The sequence below is a fragment of the Pseudarthrobacter sp. NIBRBAC000502770 genome, from assembly GCF_006517815.1.
Classification (GTDB): domain Bacteria; phylum Actinomycetota; class Actinomycetes; order Actinomycetales; family Micrococcaceae; genus Arthrobacter; species Arthrobacter niigatensis.
Genome location: NZ_CP041198.1, coordinates 2,905,398 through 2,929,756 on the forward strand (window position 1 = coordinate 2,905,398; position 24,359 = coordinate 2,929,756).

Below are 24,359 nucleotides of genomic sequence, written 5' to 3' on the forward strand. Positions count from 1 at the left end.
GGTGCCGTCAGAGCAGGCCCGCGAGGGCGAAGCCGCCGGCCGCGGCGCCCACCGCGGCCACCGCGGTGCCCACGGCGTTGAGGAGTGCCAGCCCGGTGCGGCGGGACTGGACCAGGCGGACTGTTTCGAAGCTGGCCGTGCTGAAGGTGGTGTAGCCGCCCAGGAACCCCGTGCCGGCGATGGCCTGCAGCTCGGGTGGGGCCGCGTGCACGATCACGGCGCCGGCGAGGAGGCCCAGCAGGAACGATCCCGTGACGTTGATGGCGATAGTGCCAACCGGCAGCGCGGTCCTGATTTTGGTGCGCACCAGCCCGTCCACCACGAAGCGGGTGGCGGCTCCGAGGCCGCCCGCGAGTCCCAGCAGGATGATGGCCAGGGGGCTCACCGGCGTCCTTCCTTCGCGGCGGCCGGCCCCGGCCGGCGGGTGGTGCGGCCGTGCTGGGCTGCTGCGAGGCGGATGCCCGCGACGGTTGCCACCGCGCCGGCCACCACGGAGGCGCCGACGTAGAGGACGGCATCGGCACTGCGGCCGGTATTGACCAGGGTGGTGGCTTCCACGGCCAGGGTGCTGTAGGTGGTGAAGGCGCCCATGAACCCGGTGCCCACCAGCAGCCGGACCAGCCTCAGCCGGCCGGCGTCGGGCCCCCGGCGGACCAGTGCCTCCAGCAAGGCGCCGAGCAGGAACGCACCGGCCAGGTTGATGGCCAGGGTGGGAAGCGGCCAGCCGCCCGGTGCGGGCAGGACGCCGCTTACCCCGTAGCGGGCCAGCGCGCCGAAGATTCCGCCGATGATGACCACCAGGACAAACCCGGGGTGCAGGTGGACCGGCCGGTGGACGCGCGCCCCGCCCAGGGTTCCCAGGTCTGCTGCGTCCTGCGCTTCGGTCCTGGGGACGGGCTGCTCCATCAGCGTCCCGCCTTCGGCTGGCGCCTGGAATGCGGGGCCAGCGGGACCACCAGGACGGGCCGGTGCTGGCGGTGGGTCAGGTGCACGGCAACGGATCCCACCAGCAGTTCCTCGAACCGCGCGCCGAGCCCGCGTTCCCGGGTGCCCACCACGATGACGGAGGCATCAGTGGATTCGGCCAGCCGTCCGAGTGCCCGGGCCGGGTCCCCCGCCAGGGTCACGAAGGACCAGTCGATCCCGCTGGCGCCCAAAGCTTCGCGGAGGTCCCCGGCGATGGAGGCGCTGATCCCTTCGATGTCGTCGTCGATCCCGTCGGGGTCGATGGGGCGGGCTTCCACACTGCCGTCGGGCTCTTCCGCCAGGTACGTGGTGACGTCCACGTAGGCGCAGACAAGTTTCACGCCCAGGCTGAACGCCAGTTCGGCGGCACGGTGGGCGACCGCGAGCGGCTGGCCCGGCACCACGCCCATGAGCACCGGACCGCTGATCTTCCGGGGGACGTAGGGCACGGCACCGGCGGGGCCTTGTGGTTTCTCGGGCTCAGTCATGGGCTCTCCTGGTCGGGCCGGGGCAGGAAGACTGGGCCGGCTGCGGGCACGGGCCACCTACCTTCGGATCAGCAAAGGCAGGAACCATCAGCCAGGCGGCGGTTCGAAGACCGCGCACCTGCGCGGGCCTTCCGGCGGGATCCATCACCGTGAACAGAGACTACAGGTTCTTCCGCACCGCCCGCCACCACGTGCGGCCGGGTCTTACAGGGCAGCGGCGAGGGCGTCCGGCAGTTCGGTCAGGGCCGCGACGACGATGTCCGGCTCCTGGAAGTAGGAGGGGTACCGGGAGCCCGTCCGGTTGATCCAGGCGGTCCGCAGTCCGGCCCGGGCTGCCCCGTGGATGTCCCAGGGGTGGACGGCGACCAGCAGCATCCCGGAAGGGTCCGCTCCGGCGGAAGCTGCCGCATAGTGGTAAGCGGCCTTGGCGGGCTTCCACGCGGCTGCGTCCGCCACGGAGAGCAGCAGCTCGAAGCTGTCCCGGATATCCGCGGCCACGAGCAGCTTGTCCGTGTTGGCGGCCGCGCCGTTGGTCAGGGTTACCAGCCGGTGCCCGGCCGCGGCCAGGGCGCGTACACCGTCGGGGATATCCGGGTGGAGGGAGAGGTCCTGCATTGCGGCCATGACGCGTTCGACGGCGGCGTCCAGGTCCCCGGAAACCCGTTCGGCTTCCAGCAGGGCGCGGAGGGCGTCGGCGCCAATGGCGGCGAAGGCCCGGTTGTCGCCGCTGGCGGCGAGGGCGAAACCGTCCCGCAGCAGCGTTGCGAACCAGAGCCTGGCCAGTTCCCGCCGCGCACCGGCCTGCTCAAAGGCGTCCGCGAGCGGTCCCATGTCCGAGAGTGTCTCGTTGACGTCAAAGACGATGACAAGCGGTTCCGGCATGGTCTCCCCTTTGCTACCCGTCCGCCTTGCCCAGGCTGGCCAGGGCCTTCCGAAGGCGCGTGCCGGCGTCGTCCGCCACGTCCTTGACGGCAGGCGCGCTGCTGAGCTGCACCATGGCTTGGGGATCGATGGCCTCCACCGTGGTTACATCCGCCGCGTTGTTCCGGCGCACCACCACGTTGCAGGGCAGCAGGGCGCCCATCTGCGGCTCGGCGGCCAGGGCGCGGCTGGCAAGGGAAGGATTGCAGGCGCCAAGGATGACGTAATCGCCGACGGCGTCCGCGGCCTCGGAGCCAAGCTTGGCTTCGAAGGTGGAACGGATATTGATTTCGGTCAGGATCCCGAACCCCTGGGCAGCGAGGGCTTCGCGGGTGCGCTCCAGCGCCTCCGCCCAGGGAAGGGAAACAGTGGTGGCCAGGGTGTAGGTCATGATGCTCCTTGGAATTGCCGGGCGGTCAGTTGTGGTGCGGGGCTGTTCAGGCGAGGGAGAGGAAGAGCTTCTCCAGGTCCTTCCGGTCCATGGTTTCGTCCTTCTGGACGATGCACTGCTCAAGACCCGTGGCGATGATGGCGAAGCCGGCACGGTCGAGGGCTTTGGAGACGGCCGCCAGCTGGGTGACGACGTCCTTGCAGTCGCGGCCTCCCTCGAGCATCCGGGTGACGGCGGCAAGCTGGCCCTGTGCCCGCTTAAGGCGGTTGATCACGGGCGTGAGTTCTGTTGGGTTCAGTTCCATAAAGGGGTCTCCATAGGTGGTGGGCTTGCGTCCAACTATATACCCCCATGGGTGTTTTGACTACCCCCGGGGGTATCTGCAATACTCGGTGGGGTATCCACCCGACCCCTTCCGAGAGGCCATCCATGACGTCCCCTTCCAAAGCAACAGCCGTTACCGCACTCGCCCCTGAGGCCCTGCAGTCCTGGATCAAGGAGCACCAGGACCTCGTGGTGATCGACGTGCGCTCCGCCGCTGAATTCGAATCCATGCACATCCGCGGCTCCTACAACGTGCCGCTTCCGCTGCTCTCCGAGCACACCGACGAACTCGCCGCCCGGCTGGGCAGCCGCGTAGTCCTGGTCTGCCAGTCCGGCGTCCGCGCCGAACAGGCCCGCCAGCGCATGGCCACTGTTGGCCTTTACACGGCCTACGTCCTCACCGGCGGGGTTCCCGGATTCGCGGCCGCGGGCGGCGATGTGGTCAAGGGCAAGGACCGCTGGGACCTGGAGCGCCAGGTCCGCCTGGCCGCCGGCTCCCTGGTGATGCTGGGCCTGGCCGGCGGCAAGTTCGTCTCCCCGAAGGTCCGCATGCTGGCCGGTGCCATCGGCACCGGGCTAACGTTCTCGGCCGCGACCAACACCTGCGCCATGGGCAAGGCCCTCTCGGCCATGCCCTGGAACAAGGCGGCCAAGGAGCCCACCCGCGAAAGCGCCATCCTGCAGTTCCCCGCGCAGCCGGCTGACGAGGGCGCAGCGGCATGATCCCGGCCCTGGGTCTGGGGCTCGTCGTCGGCGTCGTACTGGGCGTAGTTGGCGGCGGCGGGTCCATCATTGCCGTTCCGGCCCTGGTGTACGGCGTGGGCATGAGCCCCGCCCAGGCCATTCCCACCTCCCTCCTGGTGGTGGGAATCTCCTCGCTGGCAGCCCTGCTCCCCCGGTTGCGGGAAGGCCTGAACTGGCCCGTGATCGCACTGGTGGGAGGTGCCGGCATCCCGGCAGCCTGGGCCGGTGCGGCCGTGGGCAAGCTGCTGGACCCGAACATCCTGATGCTGGCCTTCGCCGGGATCATGGTGGCCGCGGGCATCCGGATGCTCAGCAAGCCCCGCGAAAGCGAGGGGTCCTGCAGCACCGGGCCGAACCGGGCCTTCCGGTCCTGCGCCCCCAAAGCCGTGGGAGTGGGCCTGCTGGTCGGGTTCCTCACCGGACTCCTCGGCGTGGGCGGCGGCTTCCTCATCACCCCCGCGCTGACCATCTTCCTGGGACTGCGCATGAAGCAGGCCGTGGGAACGTCCCTGGCCATCATCGTGGTCAACTCGGCCGCAGGCTTTGGCGCACACGCCGCCGGCTACACCATCGACTGGGCCACCACCCTGGCGTTCGCCATCCCCGCGATCGTGGGATCGGTGGTTGCGGCCCGGTTTGCCCGCCACCTGCATGACAAGCACATCCGCATCTCTTTCGCGGTCCTCATCTTCGCCGTCGCGGCGTGGGTCACCGCCGGCACGGTCACCGCCTGACCCATCCATAGAGGAGAAACATCATGGGACTCATCGATTCCCTCAAGAAGGCCTTCAGCAAGCCCTACAAGACGATTTCCGTAGCGCAGGCCAAGGAACTCCTCGGTTCCGGGGCCACGCTCATCGACGTCAGGTCCGCCCAGGAATGGCGGACCGGCCGTGCGCCGCAGGCCAAGCACGTCCCCCTGGACCGGCTGCAGGCCAGCACTGCCGGGATCCAGAGGGCCCGGCCCGTCATTGCCGTCTGCGCCTCCGGCGTCCGCTCCGCCTCCGCGGCCCGGCTCCTCGCCGAAAAGGGATACGACGCCTACTCGGTGCGCGGCGGCATGGCCGCCTGGCGCCAGGCCGGCGAACCCGTCCGCTAGCAACACCCCCACCAGCTCCAGCCACACACCACTTCGAAGGAGAACCACCATGGCTGAAATCACCATCAACGAAACCGATCAGCGCCGCTCCACCGCGCGGATCCTCGACGTCCGCGAGGACTTCGAGGTCGCCGAGGGCGTGATCCCCGGCGCCCTCCACATCCCCATGGGCCAGCTGCAGGCCCGCCTGGGCGAGCTCGACCCGGCCGTCCCCGTGATCGCCGTCTGCCGCAGCGGCAACCGAAGTGCCGCCGTCGCCGATGCCCTCAACGGCGCCGGATACAAAGCCGACACCATGGCCGGCGGCATGACCGCCTGGACCCGCGCCGGACTCCCCACCACCTAACCAGCAAACTCCGCCCGAAAGGACACGACAGATCATGGCAACCATCGACATCACCGAGCAATCCTTCGCCCAGACCCTGGAGGACAAGGACATCGTCTTCGTTGACTTCTGGGCAGCCTGGTGCGGCCCCTGCCGCATGTTCGCCCCCACGTACGGCGCCGCCGCCGAACGGCACCCGGACATCACTTTCGCCAAGGTGGACACCGAGGCCGAACAGGCGCTCGCCGCGGCAGCGAACATCACCTCGATCCCCACCCTGATGGCCTTCAAGGACAAGACGCTGGTCTTCTCCCAGCCCGGAGCGCTCAACGCCACCGGCCTGGAGGAAGTCATCCAGGCCGTGAAGAACCTGGACATGGACAAGCTCCGCGCCGAGGCCGGCCACCAGCACGCCTGAGAACCATGACGGCCCCTTGGGCGTTCCGCACCGTCACGGCGGACCAGCTTGCACTGGTGTGGCCCCAGGCCACGCTCCACCTGATGTGCGGCTCCGGGAAACGCAGCAGCCAGGCTGCACGCCTCCTCACGGACCGCGGACACACCGCGGTCAACGTGGCCGGCGGGATCACCGAGTGGTACCGGGCAGGCCACCCCGTCATCTACAACCACACCCCCACAGACCCTCCCCCACCCGCACAAAGGCACGCAGCACCAAGCCTCAAACGCCTGCTGCCAAGGCTCTCCCGCAGGACCTCCGCCTAGGCCGCAGTGCACTTGCGGGATACCCCCGGGGGTATCTATACTGAATTCAGAACAACTCCCAATCCCCTTTCACCTGAAGGAGAGCACCATATGCTTATCGAGCGCATTTACGACGAAGACCTCGCCCAGGCCAGCTACCTGATCGGCTGCCAGGCCAAGGGCGAAGCGATCGTGGTGGACGGCCGCCGCGACATCGCCGTGTACCAGGACCTGGCTGCGAAGAACGGCATGAAGATCGTGGCCGTCACCGAGACCCACATCCACGCCGACTACCTCTCCGGCACCCGCGAACTGGCCGCGGCCACCGGCGCCAAGATCTACGTTTCCGGCGAGGGCGGCCCCGACTGGCAGTACGAATTCGACGGCGAACGGCTTTACGACGGCGACACCATCACCCTCGGCAACATCAGCATCAAGGCGGTCCACACCCCCGGGCACACCCCGGAGCACCTGTCCTTCCTGGTGACCGACGGCGCGTTCAGCGACAAGCCCGGCTACCTGCTCTCCGGCGACTTCGTGTTCTCCGGCGACCTGGGCCGGCCGGACCTGCTGGACGAGGCAGCCGGCGGCGTGGACACCCGCTTCGAAGGCGCCAAGCAGCTCTTCGCCAGCCTCCGCGACAAGTTCCTCACCCTCCCGGACTACGTCCAGGTCCACCCCGCCCACGGCGCCGGCAGCGCCTGCGGCAAGGCCCTGGGCGCCATCCCCTCCTCGACGGTGGGCTACGAGCGCCTCTACGCCTGGTGGGGCCCCTACCTGGCCGCCAACGACGAGCAGGGCTTCATCAACGAGCTCCTCGACGGCCAGCCCGATGCACACGCCTACTTCGCCCGCATGAAGCGCGAAAACCGGGAAGGCCCGGCCGTCATGGGCGAGCGCACTCCCCTGCCCGAGCTGTCCACGGAGATCGTTGCCGCAGGCCTGGCAGAGGACACCCTGACCTTCATCGACACCCGCTCCAACGGCGAAGTCCACCAGGGCACCGTGGTCCGGTCCCTGAACGTACCGGCCGGCAAGTCCGTGGCCAGCTACGGTGCGTGGGTGGTCAACCCGGAGACCGACAAGAACCCGCTGGTGCTCCTGGCCAACGGCCAGGACCAGGCCCAGGACATGTGGGACCACCTGGTCCGCGTGGGCATCGACAACGTGGCCGGCTACCTCACCAGCATCGAGGGCCTGCCCACCTTCACCCCCAAGCTGATCCAGCCGGAGGAACTCGAAGGTTTCGACGCCGCCATGGTCCTGGACGTACGCAACAAGACCGAGCACAAGGCCGGGCACGTCCCGGGTTCCTACCAGCTCAGCGGCGGCCGCCTCATGTGGCACCTCGACGAGCTGCCGGCCGGCGGCACCATCGTCTCCTACTGCCAGTCCGGCGTCCGGAACTCCGTAGCCGCCAGCGCCCTGCGCCGCGCCGGGTACGACATGGTCGAACTCGATGGCAGCTACGCCGCCTGGAACGCCTGGCAGAACAGCGTCCCCGCCGTCTGACCAGGACACCCACAGACCGCCCGGGCAGGACCCACCTCCTGCCCGGGCTCCGGTCCGGTGCGTCCCCCGCGTATCCGGGCCCGGCCCGGGCGTTCCCCCCACACGCCCGGGCCACTTTCATGTCCCCACCAATGACCCCGCATGGAATGGAACAGCTAATGCAAGGCAGGACACTTCCCGCAACCGGTTCGGCCGGGCCTGTACTTGGCCTGCGGCAGAACCTGGCCCAGTTCATGCTGCTCGTGGCCGTAAACGCACTGGTGGGCGGCACCCTGGGCCAGGAACGCACCGTCCTGCCCCTGCTGGCCACCCAGGAGTTCCACCTGGACCTCTACACAGGGGCACTGACGTACATCCTGGCCTTCGGCCTGTCCAAGGCCGCCATGAACTACTTCGCCGGCACCCTCTCGGACCGGTACGGCCGCAAGCCGGTCCTTGTCGCCGGCTGGCTGGCAGCGGTTCCGGTGCCGCTCATGCTGATCGTCGGCCCGTCCTGGGCCTGGATCGTGGCGGCCAACGTCCTGCTGGGCGTCAGCCAGGGACTGACCTGGTCCACCGCGGTGATCATGAAGATGGACCTGGTGGGCCCCCGGCAACGCGGATTGGCCATGGGGTTCAACGAGGCCGCCGGCTACCTGGGGGTCGCCGCAACCGCGCTGGCCACCGGCTACCTGGCCACCGCCTATGGCCTCCGCCCCGCCCCGTTCCTGCTCGGCGCGGCCTATATCGCCCTCGGCCTGGGACTGACCGTCCTGGCCGTCAGGGAAACCCACCACCACGCCAAGACCGAGGCCGTCCAGCACGCTGCCGCCTCCGGCAGCGCCCATGCCGGCCTCACCACCGGCCAGGTGTTCACCCTTACCAGTTTCAAAGACCGCTCCCTCTCGGCAGCAAGCCAGGCGGGCCTGGTCAACAACCTCAACGACGGCCTGGCCTGGGGCCTCTTCCCCGTCCTGTTCGCCGGTGCCGGGCTGGACCTTGGCCAGATCGGCATCCTCGCCGCCGCCTACCCTGCCGCCTGGGGTGCCGCGCAACTGGCCACCGGCGCCGCGTCGGACCGTTGGGGCCGCAAATGGTTCATCACGGCCGGCATGCTGGTCCAGGCCGTGGCCCTGGGCATCACCGCGTCCGCCCACAGCTTCGGGCCCTGGCTCGCCGCCGCCGTCGTCCTTGGCCTGGGCACCGCCCTGGTCTACCCCACGCTGCTTGCCGCCATCGGGGACGTCGCCCACCCGGCCTGGCGGGCCCGCTCCGTGGGCGTCTACCGGTTGTGGCGCGACGGTGGCTTCGCCGTGGGCGCCCTCCTGTCAGGCGTCCTTGCAGACCTTTACGGCATCCCCGCAGCCATCGCCGCCGTCGCGGTGCTCACCGCCGCCTCCGGCGTCGTGGTGGCCGTCCGGATGCGCGGGAACGACCACGTCATGGGGTAGTACAGGTCGGCCGGGGCCAGGAACCGCCGGATCTCTTCCGCCATCCGCCCTGCCTGCGTCCAGTGCAGGTAATGGCCGCCCGGCAGGGGCAGCACCTGGTGCAGTGTGACGTTCTTGAGGAGTTCCTCCGCTGCAGCCGTTTTCGCGGCCGCCCTGCCGTCCCCTTCATCGGCGATGAAGGCCAGCACGGGCAGGTCCTCCGGGTAGGTGGCTCCCCGGAGCGCCGCCGCGTTGTTGCCGATTCGCCCGGTTTCATCCGCCACCGCCGGATTGCCGAGGTTCCACAGCATCATGGTGCGCATCCGTTGCAGCTCTTCATCCGAATAGGCGTGGCTGTCCGGATCGAAGATCCCCGGAGCCACCGCGGCAGCCACGCGGACCAGCCCCGTGGAGGCCAGGAGCTTCACCCAGTTGATGCCGGGCTCCGGTTCCGCCACCGGGTGGTCTCCGGGCTTGGGGATGGTGGCGTCAATGCCCACCACCGCGGCCACCTCCGGGCGGTACCGGTTGGCGTAGTCCAGCAGGTAAAACCCGGCGATCGAGTGGCCCGCCAGGACGTAAGGCTGGCGGAGCTGGAGCTTTGACAAGGCCTCGTGGAGTTCGTTGCTGATGTTCTCGTTGGTCCGGGCCTTGGCCTCCAGGTCGCTGTAGCCATAACCGAAGCCTTCCACCACCAAGACGTCGAAGTCGTGCAGTTCGCGCATCAGCGGGGCAAAGTCGAGGCCCGGGGCGGCAGTTCCCAGGCCGCTGAGCAGGACGATGGGCGGACCCTGGCGCCCGGCCCCGCTCCCGTTCCGGACCACGTTCAACCACCCCCCGGCCACCGCTATCCGCTCCCCGTAGGAAGGGATGGTCGCCTTCTCCCGCGATTCCAGGGCCACATTGGCCAACGCAGAGGCCATCAGCAGCACCAGGACAACTAGTGCCGGGATGCCCAGGCGGCGAAGCCAGCGCCGCGGCCTCCGGGGCTTCATGGCAGCTCTATCCGTGCCCGGCCAAATACAGGACCAGGCCGCCCACCGTGGCCACGTCCGGGTAGTCCGCCTCCGGGATATCCACGCCCGTGGATTCCGCAATGACTTCCACCAGGCGGAGGAAATCCAGTGAGTCCAGCTCCAGGTCCTGGCGCAGGCGTGCACCGCTGTCCAGGTCTCCAGGCTCGACGTCGGGGGCGACCTTGCCGATCGCGGCCTCCACCGCCTGGCGTGCGTCCTGTTCGTTCACGGTTCCTCCTCGATTACGGATTCACAGGTCCCCGGGCTTCTGCAGCAGCTCGTCAATGCGGGCCAGGAACCGCCCGCCGCGCAGGCCGTCGCTCACCCGGTGGTCCGCTGACAACGTGGCAATGGCCGCGTGCCGGATACCCAGCATCCCGTGGTGCGCCCACGGCTGCTCCAGCACCTTGCCGAACCCCACCATGGCCACCTGCGGCGGATAGATCACGCCGTACACGCTCTCGACGCCGAGGTCCCCCAGGTTGGTCACGGTAATGGTGGGGTCGGCCATCTCCGCGCGCTGCAGCCGGCCGGCCCTGGCCCGGCCCACCAGGTCGCGCAGCTGGTCCATGAGCTGATCGAGCGTCAATGTGTCGGCGTCGTGTAGGGCCGGGGCCACCAGCCCGCCGGGCCGCAAGGCGACTGCCACGCCCAGGTGCACGCTGCTGCTGGCCTGGAAGGCGCCCCTGGTGAAGAACCCGTTCATGTCCGGCACCTCCCTGGCCGCGAGCGCGGTGGCTTTCAGCAGCAGGGCCGACGGCACCAGCCGGGACGAAACCGGGCGCTGCTGGTTCGCCGCCTGCATCCACGCCATGGCCGCCGCCAGGTCCAGGGTGGTGGAGAGGTAGTAGTGCGGGATTTCCTTCTTGGAGCGGGACATCAGGGCACCGATCGCCTGGCGCAGGCTTTCGGCCTTGCCGCCGGCGTCCTTCCTGCCGGGGTGGGACGCCAGCTGCGGCTGGGGCGCGGGTGGCGCCGGGGCCTTCAGATCCGGCGTGGCCGGTTCCGTCGCTGGAACGGCCGACGGCGGTGCTGCCGCCGGCTTGTCCGCGCGGGTGCCCTGGGGTGCCCGTTCCCTGGGCGGGACGGCGGCCAGCACGTCCTCCTCGGTCACGGCACCCCCGGGGCCCGTTCCTGGGATGCCCGCCAGGTCGACCCCGAGTTCCAGCGCCAGCCGCCGGGCCAGCGGCGACGACCGGACCCGGTGGGCCGTGTCCTCCGCTGGCCCCGCCGGCGCTTCCGGGGCCACGGCGGGGGCAGGACCGGCGCTGGTGCCGGGTGCTGCCGCGGCGGCGCGTTCGACGTCGGCCCTGGTCACCTCGCCGTCCGTGCCGCTGCCGCTGATGCGTCCGACGTCGACCCCCAGCGTGTGCGCCAGGTGCCGCACCGGCGGCGCGGCCTTCGGGGACGGGGCGTCCGCTTGCGGGACGGGCGGGGTTGGGGCGGGCGGAAGTTCAGCGGGAGTGGCCGTGATCCGGGCAATGGGGGTGCCAACGTCCACGGTGTCGCCGAGGTCCACCAGGAACTCGGCCACTACGCCTTCCTCGAACGATTCGATATCCATGACTGTTTTGTCCGTGTCCACGGCCGCCACGATATCGCCCTTGTGGACGTAGTCCCCGGGTTTGACCAGCCACTCCACCACCTTGCCGTGCTCCATGTCCGCGCCCAGGGACGGCATCCGGAACTCAGCCATTGGCCCCCACGGCCCTTCGCGCGGCGGCCATGACCCGCTCCACGGACGGCAGCGCTGCCTGCTCAAGGTGCTTGGCGTACGGGACCGGCACCTCCAGGCTGCACACCCGTTCCACGGGCGCGTCGAGGTCGAAGAAGGCCTGCTCACAGATCCGGGCCGCGATCTCCGCGGAGATGCTGCCGCTGCGCCAGCCTTCATCCACCACCACGGCCCGGTGCGTCCTGGCCACGCTGTCCACGACGGTGTGGGCATCGAGCGGGCGGAGGGTGCGGAGGTCGATGACGTCCGCGTCGATGTCCTCCCCGGCAAGCCGGTTCGCGGCCTCCAGCACCATGGGCAGCGTGCCACCGTAGGTGACGAGGGTCAGGCCGTCCCCATGCCGGAGGACTGCTGCCTTGTCGATGTCCACGGCGCCGGCGTCGTCGTCGAGCTCCCCCGCAACGTTGTACAGCGAGCCGTGCTCGAAGATCAGCACCGGGTCCGGGTCCTGCAACGCGGTCCACAGCATCCCGCGGGCGTCCGCCAGGGTGGCCGGGGCCAGGATCCGGAGCCCGGGAATATGGGCGTACCAGCCCTCCAGGCTGTGGGAGTGCTGGGCACCGAGCTGGCGGCCGGCGCCGGTGGTCATCCGGATCACGATGGGCACGTTGAACTGGCCGCCGGACATGTGCAGCAGCGTGGCGGCGTTGTTGATGATCTGGTCCAGCGCCAGCAGGCTGAAGTTGACGGTCATGATTTCGACGACGGGACGCATCCCGCCCAGCGCGGAGCCGATGCCCGCGCCGACGAACCCGGACTCGGACAGCGGCGTGTCGCGGATCCGCTCCGGCCCGAATTCCTCCAGGAGGCCCAGGCTCACGGCGAAGCTGCCGCCGTACCGGCCCACGTCCTCGCCCATGAGGAACACCCGGTCATCGCGCTGCATGGCGTCGCGGAGGGCCGCGCGCATGGCTTCCCGGTATGTGGTTTTCATCGTGCAGCCCCGCCTTTCCCAGTCGTCTCCCCATGGCCCGGACCCCCGCCGCTGCCCGCACTGCCGTCATCCGGCCGGTCGCTGTAGACAAACCGGCCGAGCTCGGAGACCGGCTCCAGCGTCCCGTTCTCGGCGAATCCGACGGCGGTACTGATCTCTGCGGCCACGTCCGCCTGCAAGTCGGTCCAGTCCTTCTCCGCCAGCTGTCCCGCCGCCTGCATGGAACCCTGCAGCAGGCTGATGGGGTCCCGTTCCATCCACTGGGCCACCTCGGATTTCTCCCGGTACAGCTCCGGATCGAACATCGAGTGGGCGCGGAACCGGTAGGTGCGCAGCTCGAGGAAGTGCGGACCGCCGCCGGACCTCACCGCCTCCACCGCACGCCGGGCGGCTTCCTCCACGGCCAGCACGTCCATGCCGTCCACTGCCCAGGCGGGGATCTCGTACCCGGCGGCCTTGAGCGCGATGTCGGTCTGGGATTCGGAGCGGCCCAGCGCGGTTCCCATGGCGTAAAGGTTGTTTTCGCAGCAGAACAGCACCGGCAGCTGCCACAGGGCGGCCAGGTTCATGCTTTCGTGGAACTCTCCTTCAGCCACGGCCCCCTCGCCGAAGAAGCAGACGGTCACCCGCTGGCGGCCGGCCATCCGGTCCGCAAGGGCCAGGCCGACGGCGAGGGGCAGCCCGCCGGCCACGATCGCGTTTCCGCCATAGAAGCGGGTGGCGGCATCGAAGAGGTGCATGGACCCGCCGCGGCCCCGGCAGCATCCTTCGGCGTGGCCGTACATTTCGGCGAGGATGGCACCGGCCGAGACACCGCGGAGGAGGGCGTGCCCGTGTTCGCGGTAGGTGGCCACCACTGCGTCCCCAGGCGCCAGGGTTTCCATCACTCCTGCGGCCACGGCCTCCTCGCCGATGTAGACGTGCAGGAAGCCGCGGATCTTGGCGGCACTGTACAGCTCAATGCATTTCTCCTCGAGCCGGCGTACCCGCAGCATCTGCCGCAGCAGGTGCAGTGCATGCTCCGCGTCCGCGACGCCCTGTTTTTTGAGGCTGGTCATGGCTGGTCCTTCTGCAGGACGGCGGGGCCCGCCGGCGATTCGAGCGTTGACGTATCGCCTTCCGGCAAGCCGAGTTCGCGGGATTTCAGGAGCCTGCGGAGGATCTTGCCGCTGCGCGTCTTGGGCAGGGAAGTGGTGAAGTCCAGCAACCTGGGTGCCACGGCGGCGCCCAGGCGTTTCCGTGCGAACCCGATGATCTCCAGCTGGAGCTCCTCGGTGGGCCGGTTGCCGGTTTTGAGTTCCACAAAGGCCTTGACCACCTCGCCGGCCACCGGGTCCGGTACGCCGATCACGCCGGCTTCTGCCACGGCCGGGTGCTCCATCAGGCAGCTTTCCACCTCGAATGGGCCGATCAGGTGGCCGGAGGACTTGATGACGTCGTCACCGCGGCCCACGAACCAGAAGTAGCCGTCGCCGTCGCGCTTTGCCAGGTCGCCCGTGAGGTACCAGCCGCCGGCGAAGCAGCGCCGGTAGCGTTCATCCTCGTTGAGGTAGCCGCGGAACATCGAGGGCCAACCGGGGCGGAGCGCCAGCTCGCCCAGGGCGTCCGGCTCGGTGACCAGGACCGCCTCGCCGTCCTTGACGATCGCCTTGCCGTCGGCGTCGCGGGCCACCAGGGTGGCCTCGATGCCGGGCAGCGGGCGGCCCATCGAGCCGGGGCGGATGTCCATGGCGGCGTAGTTGGCGATCATGATTCCGCCGGTTTCGGTCTGCCACCAGTTATCGTGCACCGGCAGGCCGAGTACGTCCCGCCCCCACACCACCGCCTCCGGGTTCAGCGGTTCCCCCACGCTGGCGATGAAGCGCAGCGCGGACAGGTCATGGCCGGACGCACGCTGCGCACCGGCTTTCATGAGCATCCGCAGGGCGGTGGGGGCCGTGTACCAGACCGTCACGCGCTGCTCCGCGAGGATCCTGTACCAGCGGTCTGCGTCCAGTTCCTCCTGGTCCACGATGGCGGTGACCCCGTGCACCAGTGGCGCGATGATGCCGTAGGACATGCCGGTCACCCAGCCCGGATCGGCGGTACACCAATAGATGTCGTCCGGGTGCAGGTCCAGCGCGAAGCGGCCGGTGGCGTAGTGGGCTGCCACCGCGTCATGGACGTGGATGGCACCCTTCGGTGTGCCTGTGGTGCCGCTGGTGAAGTGCAGCAGGGCCATGTCCTCCGGCTGCGTGGCTGCGATCTCTCCGCTGGGGTCAGCCAGGGCCAGGAGTGCTGCCAGGTCCAGGGTCCCGGGTTCGGGACTGCCGCCGGCGTCCACCAGCAGCACGTGCCGGAGCTCCGGCAGGGTGTCCCGCACCGGTGCCACCTTTTTGCGGTACAGCGCCTTGGTGGTCACCAGCACGCGCCCGGCCCCCAGGTGCAGCCGCTGCCGGACCGGTTCGGGACCGAAGGCGGAAAAGAGCGGGCAGAAGACGCTGCCGTTCTTGAACGTGCCCAGTACCGCCGTGTACAGGCCCGGGCTGCGTCCCAGCAGCGAAAAAACCCGCTCACCGCGCCCCACGTCCAGGTCCCTGAGGACTGCGGCGAACCTGGCGGATCCGTCCGCAAGGTCCCCGTAGCTCAGGGACCGGGTGCCACCGTCGGCCATCACGAACCGCAGCGCCTCCTTGGCGCCGCGGCCCTCCGCCACGTGCCGGTCCACGGCCTCGTAGGCGATGTTGACGCCGCGGCCGCCGGGCAGCCCGGCCAGCGCCTGCCGCGCCTGCTCCCAGTTGAAGTCCCGCCGGGCGGCGTCGTAATCCGGCATGTTGGGCTGGACCCTGAGGGCGGCCACATCCTTGGCGATGGCGGCGATGGCCGGTCTGCCGGCGGAAACGTTCATTCCCTGGCCTCCGGCACGGACCGGCCCACAGGCGAGGGCAGGAGGTAATGCCGGAACCAGTCCGCCGCCAGTGTGGCTGCCATGGCGAGGGTGCCGGGTTCCTCGAAGAGGTGCGAGGCGCCGGGGACGATCTCCAGCCGGGTGGGGGCCTGCATGGCCGCCATGGCCTGCCGGTTGAGGGCCAGCACCTGGGTATCGGCGCCGCCGACGATCAACAGCGTGGGGGCTTTGACCGCCGCAAGCCGCGGACCTGCCAGGTCCGGCCGGCCGCCCCGGGACACCACGGCGGCAACCTGGGCGCCGGGCTCGGCGGCAGCCCACAGGGCAGCACCCGCGCCGGTGCTGGCCCCGAAGTAGCCGATCCGGCCGGCGGATCCGTCATGCCGCGCCTCCAGCCAATGCGTGGCGGCGGAAAGACGGCGTGCCAGCAGGCTGATGTCGAACACGTTGGCCCGGTTGACCTCCTCCTCAGGGGTCAGCAGGTCCAGGAGCAGTGTCCCCAGGCCGGCGGCGTGCAGCACGGAGGCGACGAAGCGGTTGCGCGGGCTGTGCCTGCTGCTGCCGCTGCCGTGCGCGAACAGGACCGTGCCTTCGCAGCGGGCCGGCAGGTAGAGGCTGCCGCGCAGCACCACCATTCCGTCGGGGATTTCGACGTCGTCCTCCAGGCTGCCATCTCCCCCATACGCGCCATTGGGATGCTCCGGAGCAGCAGCGGCGTCCAGGAGCTGAACCACCTCGCCGTCCTCGGTGGGCGAAAAGTCACGGTAGTAGTACCCCACGGCCTGGAAGTCCTGGGGCGAGACCAGGCAGACGACGTCGTCCGGTTCCTTGAGCTCCACGATGGCGCGGGCGGGGGCAACCGGAACAGCGAGGATGACTTTTGCGGCACCGAGTTGCCGTGCCACCTGGCAGGCCGCCCTGGCGGTTGAACCGGTGGCGATTCCGTCGTCGACGATGACCGCCGTACGGCCGGCGAGGTCGAGGCGGCTGCGCCCCTGGCGGAAGCGCGCCACCCTGCTTTCCAGCAGGGCGCGCTCACGGCGCTCCACCTGCTGCAGGTCCTCCTGGGAGACGCGGGCCATGGAGATGGTGCGCGGGTCCAGGACGCGGACGTTGCCCTCCCCGATGGCGCCCATGGCCACCTCCGGCTGGAAGGGAACCCCCAGTTTCCGCACCACAATCACGTCCAGCGGCGCCTCCAGGGCTTTGGCTACCTCAAACGCAACAGGGACGCCGCCCCTGGGCAGGCCCAGCACCACCACATCCGGTCCCCGCAGGCCGGCGAGCCGCTTTCCCAGCCGCCGCCCGGCGTCGGACCTGTCATGGAATGACACCATCGCCGTCACCCGTCGTGTGTGGTTTGGTCTGTCCAAAGTTGCGCGCGGGCGGAGTCCGCCATGGCCTCCGGTGCTGCGGGAACGGCCACGGATCCCACTCCGCAGCGCAGCACCTCAGCCATGGCGGACTCCTCCTGCTAATGCGAGACGCGGTAGGTGTGGCGGAGGTCGGTGCTGGGCTTAATGGCCACCGCTGTTACCACCAGTGCCACTGCCCCTGCGATCCATGACGTCCAGGCCGCACCCGTTGCGCCCGTGTATGTCCCGAGCCATGGCGAGAGGACCAGTCCTGCTGCGAGGACGGCCTGCACGTATTCCATGGCCGGAGTTCCCGGCATTGCCAGGTTGATGATTCCGCTGACCACCAGCAGGCCGCCGAAGGCGAGCATCAAGGTGGTGGACATGTTTTGCTGCCGCGTGAACAGGACCGCCACCGCGGTGAAGAGTCCGGCGGCGACTGCTACATAGTCCTGCCACCGATACCACTTTTTCACTGACTTTCCTTTCTGTTCGGGGCGGGACGCGTTGTGCGTTTCCGGCCCGCGGTCCCCAGCATCCCGCGTTTTAAGTCAACGCCTGCCGCTGTCCGGCTTGTAGGGCAGAAAGACCTACCCGGCCCTTGCACTCCCGGTACTCAGTGTTACTATTTACTAGTAGTCAGCGTTACTAGGTACTAAGGAACACCTCATGGGCAAACAGATGACCGAGATGCTCAAGGGCACGCTGGAAGGCGTGGTCCTTGCCCTCCTCGCCCTGCAGCCCGCGTACGGGTATGACATCACGGCGCGGCTGCGGGAACAGGGCTTTTCCGACATCGCCGAGGGCACGGTGTACGCGCTGCTGGTCCGGATCGAGCAGCGTGGCCTGGTGGACGTGGAAAAGGTCCCCTCCGAAAAGGGGCCGCCCCGCAAGGTGTACACCCTCAATGCGGCAGGCAGCACCTACCTGGACGAATTCTGGAGCACCTGGAGCTTCCTTGCCGAACGGATCGAACACCTCCACCACAACAACAACCAACCAACGGAACAAGGAGAATGACCATGGCCCAGGGATGGCTCGAAAAAGTCACCGGCCCGCTCGAGGACAAGAAGCGCTGGCGCCAATACAAAGCGCGCAAGGAGCAACTGCCCGGCAGCTACCGCACTGCCATCGACGCCCTCGAACGCTACTTCACGTATGCCGGCGCAATCGTCAAGGGCGATGTCCTCATGCAGATGCTGGAGGACCTTGCTGACCTGATCGAACAGGCCGCCGCCAACAGCACCCCCGTCCGCGACGTCGTGGGGGACGACCCCGTGGAATTCGCCGAAACTTTCATCCGCAACTATTCCGGCGGCCAGTGGATCCAGAAGGAGCGGCAGCGCCTGACGGACTCCATCAACCAGGCCGCCGCAGGCGACGCCTGATCCCGCCAAACGTCGAAAGGACCAGCCATGGCCACTGACCAGGCCCTGCAACCCGCCGTCCAGGTGCAGGGCATCGAGAAGTCGTTCAAGGACGTGCACGTGCTGCGGGGCGTGGACTTTGACGTCGCGCGGGGCAGCATCTTTGCGCTCCTCGGCTCCAACGGCGCCGGCAAAACCACCCTCATCCGGATCCTCTCAACGCTGTTGAGGGCGGATGCAGGCACCGCCTCCGTAGGCGGGTACGACGTCGGCGCAGAGCCGGCGGAGGTGCGCGGCTCCATCAGCCTCACGGGCCAGTTCGCCGCGGTGGACGAAGTCCTGACAGGCCGGGAGAACCTGGTCCTGGTGGCCAGGCTCCGGCACCTGCCGGATGCCGGCGCCATCGCGGACCGGCTCCTCAGCAGGTTCTCGCTGGCTGAGGCCGCCGGCAGGAGGGCCTCCACCTACTCAGGAGGCATGCGGCGCCGGCTGGACATCGCCATGAGCCTGATCGGAAACCCTCCAGTCATCTTCCTCGATGAACCCACTACCGGCCTGGACCCGCAGGCACGGCTCGAGGTCTGGGACACCATCCGGCAACTTGCCGGCCAAGGCACCACGGTGTTGCTCACCACCCAGTACCTCGACGAGGCCGAACACCTCGCCGACCGGATCGCCATCCTGCACCATGGCACCATCATCCAGAACGGGACCCTGGCCGAGCTCAAGCGGCTCCTGCCGGCAGCCACGGTGGAATATGTCGAGAAGCAGCCCTCGCTGGAAGACGTCTTCCTGGCACTTGTAGGAGATGAATTGTGATGCATTCCCATGCCCTCAGCGACACCCGCATCCTGACTGGGCGCTCACTCCGCCATATCCTTCGCAGCCCTGACACCATCATCACCACGGCTGTCACACCGGTGGCCATGATGCTGCTGTTCGTCTACGTCTTTGGCGGCGCCATCAACACCGGCACCGGCGGGCCTTACGTCAATTACCTGCTGCCCGGCATCCTGCTCATCACCATTTCGTCCGGCGTGGCCTACACCGCATACCGGCTGTTCCTGGACCTCCAGGGCGGCATCTTTGAGCGGTTCAGGTCAATGCCGGTGGCCCGGTCCAGCGTGTTGTGGGCGCACGTACTCACGTCGCTGGCCGCCAACTTCGGCGCACTGTCGATCGTGGTGGGCGTCGCCCTGCTGATGGGCTTCCGCACTGGAGCGTCCGTGGCCGCCTGGCTGGCCGTCGTCGGAATCCTTGCGCTGTTCACCCTGGCCCTGACCTGGATCGCCGTGATTGCGGGGCTGCTCGCAAAGACGGTGGACGGCGCCAGCGGCTTCAGCTACCCGTTGATCTTCCTGCCGTTCATCAGTTCGGCGTTCGTTCCCACCGGGTCGATGCCGGGCCCGGTGGCCTGGTTCGCGGAGAACCAGCCGGTGACCTCCATCGTGGACACCCTCCGTGCCCTGTTTACCCAGGAAGCGGTGGGAAGCGGCATCTGGACCGCCCTGGCCTGGCTTGCCGGGATACTCTTCGCAGCCAGCGCGGCCGCGGCGTTGGTCTACCGCCGAAAGACCGGCTGAGTCCGGGCAGGCATAGCGGAGCGCCGGCACAGGATTCCCTGACAACTCACAGGTTGTGCCCGGATGAAACGCGGTTTCGGTGTGCGAGAGTGTCGGCATCGCTGGGGAGCAAATACCTGCCGGCCGGGCTGTCCAACATCCCGGCCGGCAGGTCACCCTAGACAGCCCAAGGAGGCCAGGCATGGAACCAGGTTCAGCTCCGCAAAAAAGGCCGCGGGGGTGGCGGGCCGCGGTCCTGCTCCTGGCCCCGGCACTGTTGGCATCAGTCCTGGTTGGGTGCCAGCCCGCCGGCCCCGCACCTGCCCCGACGGGCAGCCCCAAAGCGGCGCCGGCCCAAAGTCCAACAAAGACGGCGGCCCCGGCAAGCCCGGCGCCCTCCCCCGTCACGAATCCCGGGGGTCCTCCAGCCCAGGGAACCCCCGGGCACGTATTTGTCATCAACCTCGAAAACAAGAACTACGACACTGTCTGGGGTGGCAACTCTCCCGCACCGTACCTTGCGGAAACGCTCCGGAGCCAGGGCGTGCTGCTGACCAACTATTATGGGATATCCCATAACTCGCTGCCCAACTACCTGGCCCAAATCTCCGGACAGCCACCCAACGACACCACCAAGCAGGACTGCCGGACCTACACCGAGTTCCATGCCACCGGCAATGGGCCGGACGGCACGCTGCAGGGCAACGGTTGCGTCTATCCTAAGGACACCCAAACTTTGGCCGGGCAGCTGAGCGCGCAAGGCAAAACGTGGAAGGGCTACATGGAGGACATGCAACAACCGTGTGAGCACCCCAACATCGGGGAGGCCGATAACCACATCAGGGCCACCCGGGAGGAGATGTACTCCACCCACCACAATCCGTTCGTCTACTTCCATTCCATCCTCTCGTCCCCGGACTGCGCCAACAACGTGGTCAACTACTCCGCGCTCGCGGACGACCTGAAAAACGTGGACACCACGCCGAACCTTGCCTACATCACGCCCAACCTGTGCCACGACGGGCATGACGAATCCTGCGCCGACGGCACCGGGGGCGGCATGGGGACGGTGGACAACTGGCTAAAGGACCAGGTCCCGGCCATCCTCTCCTCCCCGGCGTACCAACTGGACGGCATGCTGGTGATCACCTTCGACGAGGCCGAGGTCAGCTCGGTTGGCCCCTCCTCCGGAGACGCCGGCAGCCCTGCCGGCGGTGCTGCCGGCGGAAGGGTGGGAGCGTTGGTCCTCTCCCCGTTCAGCACGGCGGGCGCGTCCTCTGACCAGCCGTACAACCACTACAGCCTGCTGGCCACCATCGAGGACCTCTTCCACCTGCCCCGGCTGGGAATGGCCGGTGACCCCGGCGTAAAGACCTTCAACAGCGACGTCCTGAGGCAGGCATCCTAGGTGAAGCTCTCCCGGGCGAAGCTTCATCGGGCAGGACGGCGGCGGGCAGTCCTGGCGGGCGCGGCGGCCCTGGTGCTGGTGATCCTCGCCCTCGCCGTCCCCCCTGCCATGCGGTCCGGAGCGCCGTCCGGGCCTGATGCTGGACTATCCAAAATCAAGCACGTAGTGATCATCACCCAGGAAAACAGGTCATTCGACAGCTACTTCGGCACGTATCCGGGCGCCGACGGGATTCCCATGCAGGACGGAAAACCCACCGCCTGCATTCCCGATCCGGCCAAGGGCGGCTGCGTGGCGCCGTTCTACAGCACCGCCGACGTCAACGCCGGCGGCCCCCACAGCCCGGACGACGCCACCGCCGACATCAACGGCGGGGCCATGGACGGCTTCGTGGCACAGGCAGAAAAAGACCTCGCCCATTGCGAGCCTACGGCCACTGACTGCAAGTACAAGCCGAAGGCCACCGATGTCATGGGCTACCACGACCGAAAGCAGCTTCCCACCTACTGGGACTACGCTGACAACTTCGTCCTGCAGGACCACATGTTTTCTTCCGCGGCGGCCGGCAGCCTGCAGGCCCACCTCTACATGGTTTCGGAATGGTCCGCCAAGTGCACCAAGGCCGGGGACCCGTCGTCGTGCGTCAGCTCCCTGCAAAACCTCGATACCGAGCCTGAAAAGAAGGACTTCGATAAAAGCCTGATCGGTACCTGCCAGTCGGCCGCGGATCTGCAACCGTGCCAGGCTGCCCTGCAGGCCGCTGGCCTCAGTCCGGCCCTGGCCGGCCAGACCCAGCAGGTTGCGGCTGCTAGCTGCAAACGCACCGATACCCTCAGCGCCTGCAAGGCCGCCGTCCAGGCAGCGGACATCCCGGATGCGCTCAAGGCGAAACTCGCTTCAGCAGCACTGACCATCGGGCGCCCGGACTATGCCTGGACGGACCTGACCTACCTGCTGCACAAGCATGCTGTCTCCTGGGCCTATTACGTCTTCAGCGGCACCGAGCCGGACTGCCGCAACGACGCCGCCACCTGCGCGCCCGTGAAACAGGACGCAGAGACACCTGGACGGTGGAACCCGCTGCCCTATTTCGACACCGTCAAACAGGACGGGGAGCAAGGCAACATCAAGCCGCTCAGCGGCTTGTACGACGACGCAAGGACGGGCAACCTTCCCGCGGTCACGTGGGTGGCGCCCACCGACGATGTCAGCGAACATCCCCCGGCGAAGATCAGCACCGGCCAGCAGTATGTTGCAGGGTTGGTCAACGCCATCATGAGCGGCCCGGACTGGGACAGCACCGCCATTTTCCTCAACTGGGACGACTGGGGCGGCTTCTATGACCACGAAGCCCCGCCGGCGGTGGACAACAATGGCTACGGCATGCGCGTCCCCGCCCTGGTCATCAGCCCCTACGCCAAGAAGGGGTACATCGACCACCAGGTCCTCAGCCAGGACGCCTACTTCAAATTCATCGAGGACGATTTCCTGGGCGGCGAGCGGATCGACCCCGCCACCGACGGCCGGCCGGACAACCGTCCCGGCGTCCGGGAGAACAACCCCCAGCTGGGTGACCTGGCCAACGACTTCGACTTCAACCAGGCACCCCGGCCGCCCCACCTCATCTCCGACGCGACAACCTACTGACGCCGGGCCCTCCGCCCGGCGACGGCCAGGTTATGTGGCAGCCCCCTCTGCAGGGTTTGCCGAACGCGGCGCATTGCCAGGTTGGCTCGTTTCCTTCGGCGCCGCTTCAGCCTGGAGTACGGCCGGACCTTCTGCCGGAATCGCAGCGGCTGCGGTGCCGGCGGGGGCGGGCTTGATGTTCTGGTTGACGTGGAAGAAGTTGTCGGGGTCGTACTTGGCCTTGAGTTCGGCAAGCCGCGCGTAGTTCGACCCGAGGGTGTCCTCGATCCTGGCCTGGTCATCCGAGTCCTGGAAGTTAAGGTAGCCGCCGGGCTCCGAGAATTCGTGGAGTGCGGTCCAGTACTCCCGGACCCAGGCGATGTTCCTGTCATTCTCGGACGGATCGGGCCACTGCGCCGCGATAACAGGCGCAAAGTCCACGTCACGGTAGGCGAAGGCGGTCGCCCCAGGCGCCACCCGCTGGACCGCCCCGTCGATCGGATAGAAGTGGTTGGCGGAGTGGACGCTGGGAATGCCCGGTGCGTAGGCGACGGCGGTGCGGAGTGCGTCATCGCTGAGGGTGCGGAGGAAATCTGCCTTCCAATAGCCCTGCAGACCGGGGACGCCGCTGAGGCCGTCGAACATGATGTTCAGTGCCGGGTACGGCATCGGCGCAAAGAAGCTTCCCAGTACCTGCCCGGCGTCGAGCATTGCCTGCCAATGAGCGGGGCCGGCGTCAAGGTCACCGGTCCACATTCCCGCGATCACCGCCACGGGCTTCCCATGCCATTCCTCGGGAAGGAACGGAACCGGAGGACCCTGGTGGAAGCCCAGGAAGGCGCCCATTTCTTCTGGTTCGGCAGCAATCCACTCGCGGTAGGCCGCCCCCACCTCAGCTCCCATCGCGGCATCGAAGAACATGATCCCCACATGGACCATGTCCACGGGGTGCAGGCGGAATTCCATCGACGTGACCACACCGAAGTTGCCGCTGCCGCCGCGGAGCGCCCAGAACAGGTCGCCGTTTTCCGCTTCACTGGCAATGACGAAGGTTCCGTCAGCGAGAACAACATCGGCAGAAACGAGGTTGTCGCAGGACAACCCATACTTGCGGGACAAGTACCCGATACCGCCACCGAGGGTGAGGCCGGCGACGCCGGTTGAGCCGATGATGCCGCCTGTGCTTGCCAGCCCGAACGCATGGGTGGCGTGATTGAAGTCGGCCCACGTTGCCCCGGGCTCCACCCGGGCCAGCCGTGCCGCAGGGTCCACGCGCACACCCCGGCGGGCCGAGAAGTCAAGGACCAGGCCGCCGTCGACCGTTCCGAATCCTGGTGCGCTGTGCCCGCCACCGCGCAGGGCAACCTCGATCCCCATCCCACGGGCGAACCGGACGGCCGCCAGAACATCCGCCACCTGCGACACCCGAAGGACGGCTGCGGGACGACGGTCGATCATCCCGTTGTACACAAGGCGCGCGGCCTCGTACTCGGCGTCGCCTTCCTGCATGACCTGCCCGCGGACCTGTTCGCGGAGCACGTCGAAACGATCGCTACCCATTACAACTCCATTTTTGCGTCGGAGACCA

General features: G+C 68.2%; 29 protein-coding genes and 1 riboswitch. Of the genes, 14 read left to right on the forward strand and 15 right to left on the reverse strand.

Translation table 11 applies throughout. From position 1 onward, the window contains the following. Positions 1-7: 7 nt before the first annotated feature. The 6 genes from crcB to NIBR502770_RS14000 form a co-directional block, all read right to left on the reverse strand. Positions 8-385, reverse strand: a complete 378-nt coding sequence (crcB, locus tag NIBR502770_RS13975; protein WP_210418869.1) for a fluoride efflux transporter CrcB — start codon at positions 383-385, stop codon at positions 8-10. Further along, complete coding sequence (locus NIBR502770_RS13980) at positions 382-906, reverse strand: CrcB family protein (protein WP_141182327.1); 525 nt, start codon at positions 904-906, stop codon at positions 382-384. Before NIBR502770_RS13980 ends, crcB begins: the two co-directional genes overlap by 4 nt. Next, positions 906-1,454, reverse strand: a complete 549-nt coding sequence (locus NIBR502770_RS13985) for a universal stress protein (protein WP_141182328.1) — start codon at positions 1,452-1,454, stop codon at positions 906-908. Before NIBR502770_RS13985 ends, NIBR502770_RS13980 begins: the two co-directional genes overlap by 1 nt. A gap of 71 nt (positions 1,455-1,525) precedes the next feature. Further along, positions 1,526-1,612: riboswitch (Fluoride riboswitch) on the reverse strand. A gap of 46 nt (positions 1,613-1,658) precedes the next feature. Beyond that, on the reverse strand, positions 1,659-2,336 hold the full coding sequence (locus tag NIBR502770_RS13990) for a haloacid dehalogenase type II (protein ID WP_141182329.1): 678 nt from the start codon (positions 2,334-2,336) through the stop codon (positions 1,659-1,661). 13 nt (positions 2,337-2,349) lie between these two features. Continuing rightward, complete coding sequence (locus NIBR502770_RS13995) at positions 2,350-2,766, reverse strand: DUF302 domain-containing protein (RefSeq protein ID WP_141159515.1); 417 nt, start codon at positions 2,764-2,766, stop codon at positions 2,350-2,352. A 46-nt stretch (positions 2,767-2,812) separates the two neighbouring features. Continuing rightward, positions 2,813-3,070: a metal-sensitive transcriptional regulator gene (locus NIBR502770_RS14000; protein WP_141182330.1), complete on the reverse strand. Its 258-nt coding sequence runs from the start codon at positions 3,068-3,070 to the stop codon at positions 2,813-2,815. Between the two features lie 125 nt (positions 3,071-3,195). Between NIBR502770_RS14000 and NIBR502770_RS14005 the strand changes: the two genes are divergently transcribed. The 8 genes from NIBR502770_RS14005 to NIBR502770_RS14040 all read left to right on the forward strand — a co-directional run bounded on the left by NIBR502770_RS14005 (position 3,196) and on the right by NIBR502770_RS14040 (position 8,902). Further along, entirely contained in the window at positions 3,196-3,813 is a 618-nt protein-coding gene (locus tag NIBR502770_RS14005; protein ID WP_141182331.1) for a rhodanese-like domain-containing protein, read from the forward strand. Beyond that, positions 3,810-4,568 carry a sulfite exporter TauE/SafE family protein gene (locus tag NIBR502770_RS14010; protein ID WP_141182332.1) on the forward strand — a complete coding sequence of 253 codons (759 nt, stop codon included), beginning with the start codon at positions 3,810-3,812 and terminating at the stop codon, positions 4,566-4,568. The genes NIBR502770_RS14005 and NIBR502770_RS14010 overlap by 4 nt, the downstream gene beginning before the upstream one ends. A gap of 23 nt (positions 4,569-4,591) precedes the next feature. Then, complete coding sequence (locus tag NIBR502770_RS14015; protein WP_141159512.1) at positions 4,592-4,933, forward strand: rhodanese-like domain-containing protein; 342 nt, start codon at positions 4,592-4,594, stop codon at positions 4,931-4,933. A 49-nt stretch (positions 4,934-4,982) separates the two neighbouring features. Then, positions 4,983-5,279 carry a rhodanese-like domain-containing protein gene (locus NIBR502770_RS14020; protein ID WP_141182333.1) on the forward strand — a complete coding sequence of 99 codons (297 nt, stop codon included), beginning with the start codon at positions 4,983-4,985 and terminating at the stop codon, positions 5,277-5,279. 34 nt (positions 5,280-5,313) lie between these two features. Beyond that, positions 5,314-5,676: a thioredoxin gene (gene trxA / locus NIBR502770_RS14025; protein ID WP_141159510.1), complete on the forward strand. Its 363-nt coding sequence runs from the start codon at positions 5,314-5,316 to the stop codon at positions 5,674-5,676. Between the two features lie 5 nt (positions 5,677-5,681). Further along, on the forward strand, positions 5,682-5,981 hold the full coding sequence (locus NIBR502770_RS14030; protein WP_210418870.1) for a rhodanese-like domain-containing protein: 300 nt from the start codon (positions 5,682-5,684) through the stop codon (positions 5,979-5,981). Positions 5,982-6,071: 90 nt separating this feature from the next. Then, on the forward strand, positions 6,072-7,472 hold the full coding sequence (locus NIBR502770_RS14035) for a rhodanese-like domain-containing protein (protein ID WP_141182334.1): 1,401 nt from the start codon (positions 6,072-6,074) through the stop codon (positions 7,470-7,472). 158 nt (positions 7,473-7,630) lie between these two features. Then, the gene (locus NIBR502770_RS14040; RefSeq protein ID WP_141182335.1) at positions 7,631-8,902 is read left to right on the forward strand and encodes an MFS transporter; all 1,272 of its coding nucleotides are present in this window, start codon (positions 7,631-7,633) and stop codon (positions 8,900-8,902) included. On the opposite strand, the gene NIBR502770_RS14045 is transcribed toward NIBR502770_RS14040, so the two are convergent. The 8 genes from NIBR502770_RS14045 to NIBR502770_RS14080 all read right to left on the reverse strand — a co-directional run bounded on the left by NIBR502770_RS14045 (position 8,800) and on the right by NIBR502770_RS14080 (position 17,284). Further along, positions 8,800-9,876: an alpha/beta fold hydrolase gene (locus NIBR502770_RS14045; RefSeq protein ID WP_141182336.1), complete on the reverse strand. Its 1,077-nt coding sequence runs from the start codon at positions 9,874-9,876 to the stop codon at positions 8,800-8,802. The two genes, NIBR502770_RS14040 and NIBR502770_RS14045, sit on opposite strands and share 103 nt — an antisense overlap. A gap of 7 nt (positions 9,877-9,883) precedes the next feature. Next, positions 9,884-10,126 (reverse strand): acyl carrier protein, encoded by a 243-nt coding sequence (locus NIBR502770_RS14050; RefSeq protein WP_141182337.1) that lies wholly within the window; start codon positions 10,124-10,126, stop codon positions 9,884-9,886. 21 nt (positions 10,127-10,147) lie between these two features. Beyond that, positions 10,148-11,593: a dihydrolipoamide acetyltransferase family protein gene (locus NIBR502770_RS14055; protein ID WP_141182338.1), complete on the reverse strand. Its 1,446-nt coding sequence runs from the start codon at positions 11,591-11,593 to the stop codon at positions 10,148-10,150. Continuing rightward, positions 11,586-12,566: an alpha-ketoacid dehydrogenase subunit beta gene (locus NIBR502770_RS14060; protein ID WP_141182339.1), complete on the reverse strand. Its 981-nt coding sequence runs from the start codon at positions 12,564-12,566 to the stop codon at positions 11,586-11,588. Before NIBR502770_RS14060 ends, NIBR502770_RS14055 begins: the two co-directional genes overlap by 8 nt. Next, positions 12,563-13,624 carry a pyruvate dehydrogenase (acetyl-transferring) E1 component subunit alpha gene (gene pdhA / locus NIBR502770_RS14065; protein ID WP_141182340.1) on the reverse strand — a complete coding sequence of 354 codons (1,062 nt, stop codon included), beginning with the start codon at positions 13,622-13,624 and terminating at the stop codon, positions 12,563-12,565. The genes NIBR502770_RS14060 and pdhA overlap by 4 nt, the downstream gene beginning before the upstream one ends. Beyond that, positions 13,621-15,453 carry an acetate--CoA ligase gene (gene acsA / locus NIBR502770_RS14070; RefSeq protein ID WP_141182341.1) on the reverse strand — a complete coding sequence of 611 codons (1,833 nt, stop codon included), beginning with the start codon at positions 15,451-15,453 and terminating at the stop codon, positions 13,621-13,623. The genes pdhA and acsA overlap by 4 nt, the downstream gene beginning before the upstream one ends. After that, the gene (locus NIBR502770_RS14075; protein ID WP_141183439.1) at positions 15,450-16,790 is read right to left on the reverse strand and encodes a phosphoribosyltransferase family protein; all 1,341 of its coding nucleotides are present in this window, start codon (positions 16,788-16,790) and stop codon (positions 15,450-15,452) included. Before NIBR502770_RS14075 ends, acsA begins: the two co-directional genes overlap by 4 nt. A 137-nt stretch (positions 16,791-16,927) precedes the next feature. After that, the gene (locus tag NIBR502770_RS14080) at positions 16,928-17,284 is read right to left on the reverse strand and encodes an SPW repeat protein (protein WP_141182342.1); all 357 of its coding nucleotides are present in this window, start codon (positions 17,282-17,284) and stop codon (positions 16,928-16,930) included. Positions 17,285-17,477: 193 nt separating this feature from the next. On the opposite strand from NIBR502770_RS14080, the gene NIBR502770_RS14085 reads away from it, so the two are divergent. The 6 genes from NIBR502770_RS14085 (at position 17,478) to NIBR502770_RS14110 (ending at position 22,792) form a co-directional block, all read left to right on the forward strand. Continuing rightward, complete coding sequence (locus tag NIBR502770_RS14085; RefSeq protein WP_141159501.1) at positions 17,478-17,828, forward strand: PadR family transcriptional regulator; 351 nt, start codon at positions 17,478-17,480, stop codon at positions 17,826-17,828. Positions 17,829-17,830: 2 nt separating this feature from the next. Continuing rightward, on the forward strand, positions 17,831-18,196 hold the full coding sequence (locus tag NIBR502770_RS14090; protein WP_141182343.1) for a DUF1048 domain-containing protein: 366 nt from the start codon (positions 17,831-17,833) through the stop codon (positions 18,194-18,196). 27 nt (positions 18,197-18,223) lie between these two features. Then, positions 18,224-18,994 carry an ABC transporter ATP-binding protein gene (locus tag NIBR502770_RS14095; RefSeq protein WP_141182344.1) on the forward strand — a complete coding sequence of 257 codons (771 nt, stop codon included), beginning with the start codon at positions 18,224-18,226 and terminating at the stop codon, positions 18,992-18,994. Then, positions 18,994-19,758 carry an ABC transporter permease gene (locus NIBR502770_RS14100; protein WP_141182345.1) on the forward strand — a complete coding sequence of 255 codons (765 nt, stop codon included), beginning with the start codon at positions 18,994-18,996 and terminating at the stop codon, positions 19,756-19,758. The genes NIBR502770_RS14095 and NIBR502770_RS14100 overlap by 1 nt, the downstream gene beginning before the upstream one ends. Before the next feature lie 181 nt (positions 19,759-19,939). Then, positions 19,940-21,145: an alkaline phosphatase family protein gene (locus NIBR502770_RS14105; RefSeq protein ID WP_141182346.1), complete on the forward strand. Its 1,206-nt coding sequence runs from the start codon at positions 19,940-19,942 to the stop codon at positions 21,143-21,145. Beyond that, complete coding sequence (locus NIBR502770_RS14110) at positions 21,146-22,792, forward strand: alkaline phosphatase family protein (protein ID WP_246857287.1); 1,647 nt, start codon at positions 21,146-21,148, stop codon at positions 22,790-22,792. A gap of 30 nt (positions 22,793-22,822) precedes the next feature. Here NIBR502770_RS14110 and NIBR502770_RS14115 read toward each other — a convergent pair whose 3' ends face one another. After that, entirely contained in the window at positions 22,823-24,331 is a 1,509-nt protein-coding gene (locus NIBR502770_RS14115; protein ID WP_141182347.1) for an FAD-binding oxidoreductase, read from the reverse strand. Positions 24,332-24,359 lie beyond the last annotated feature (28 nt).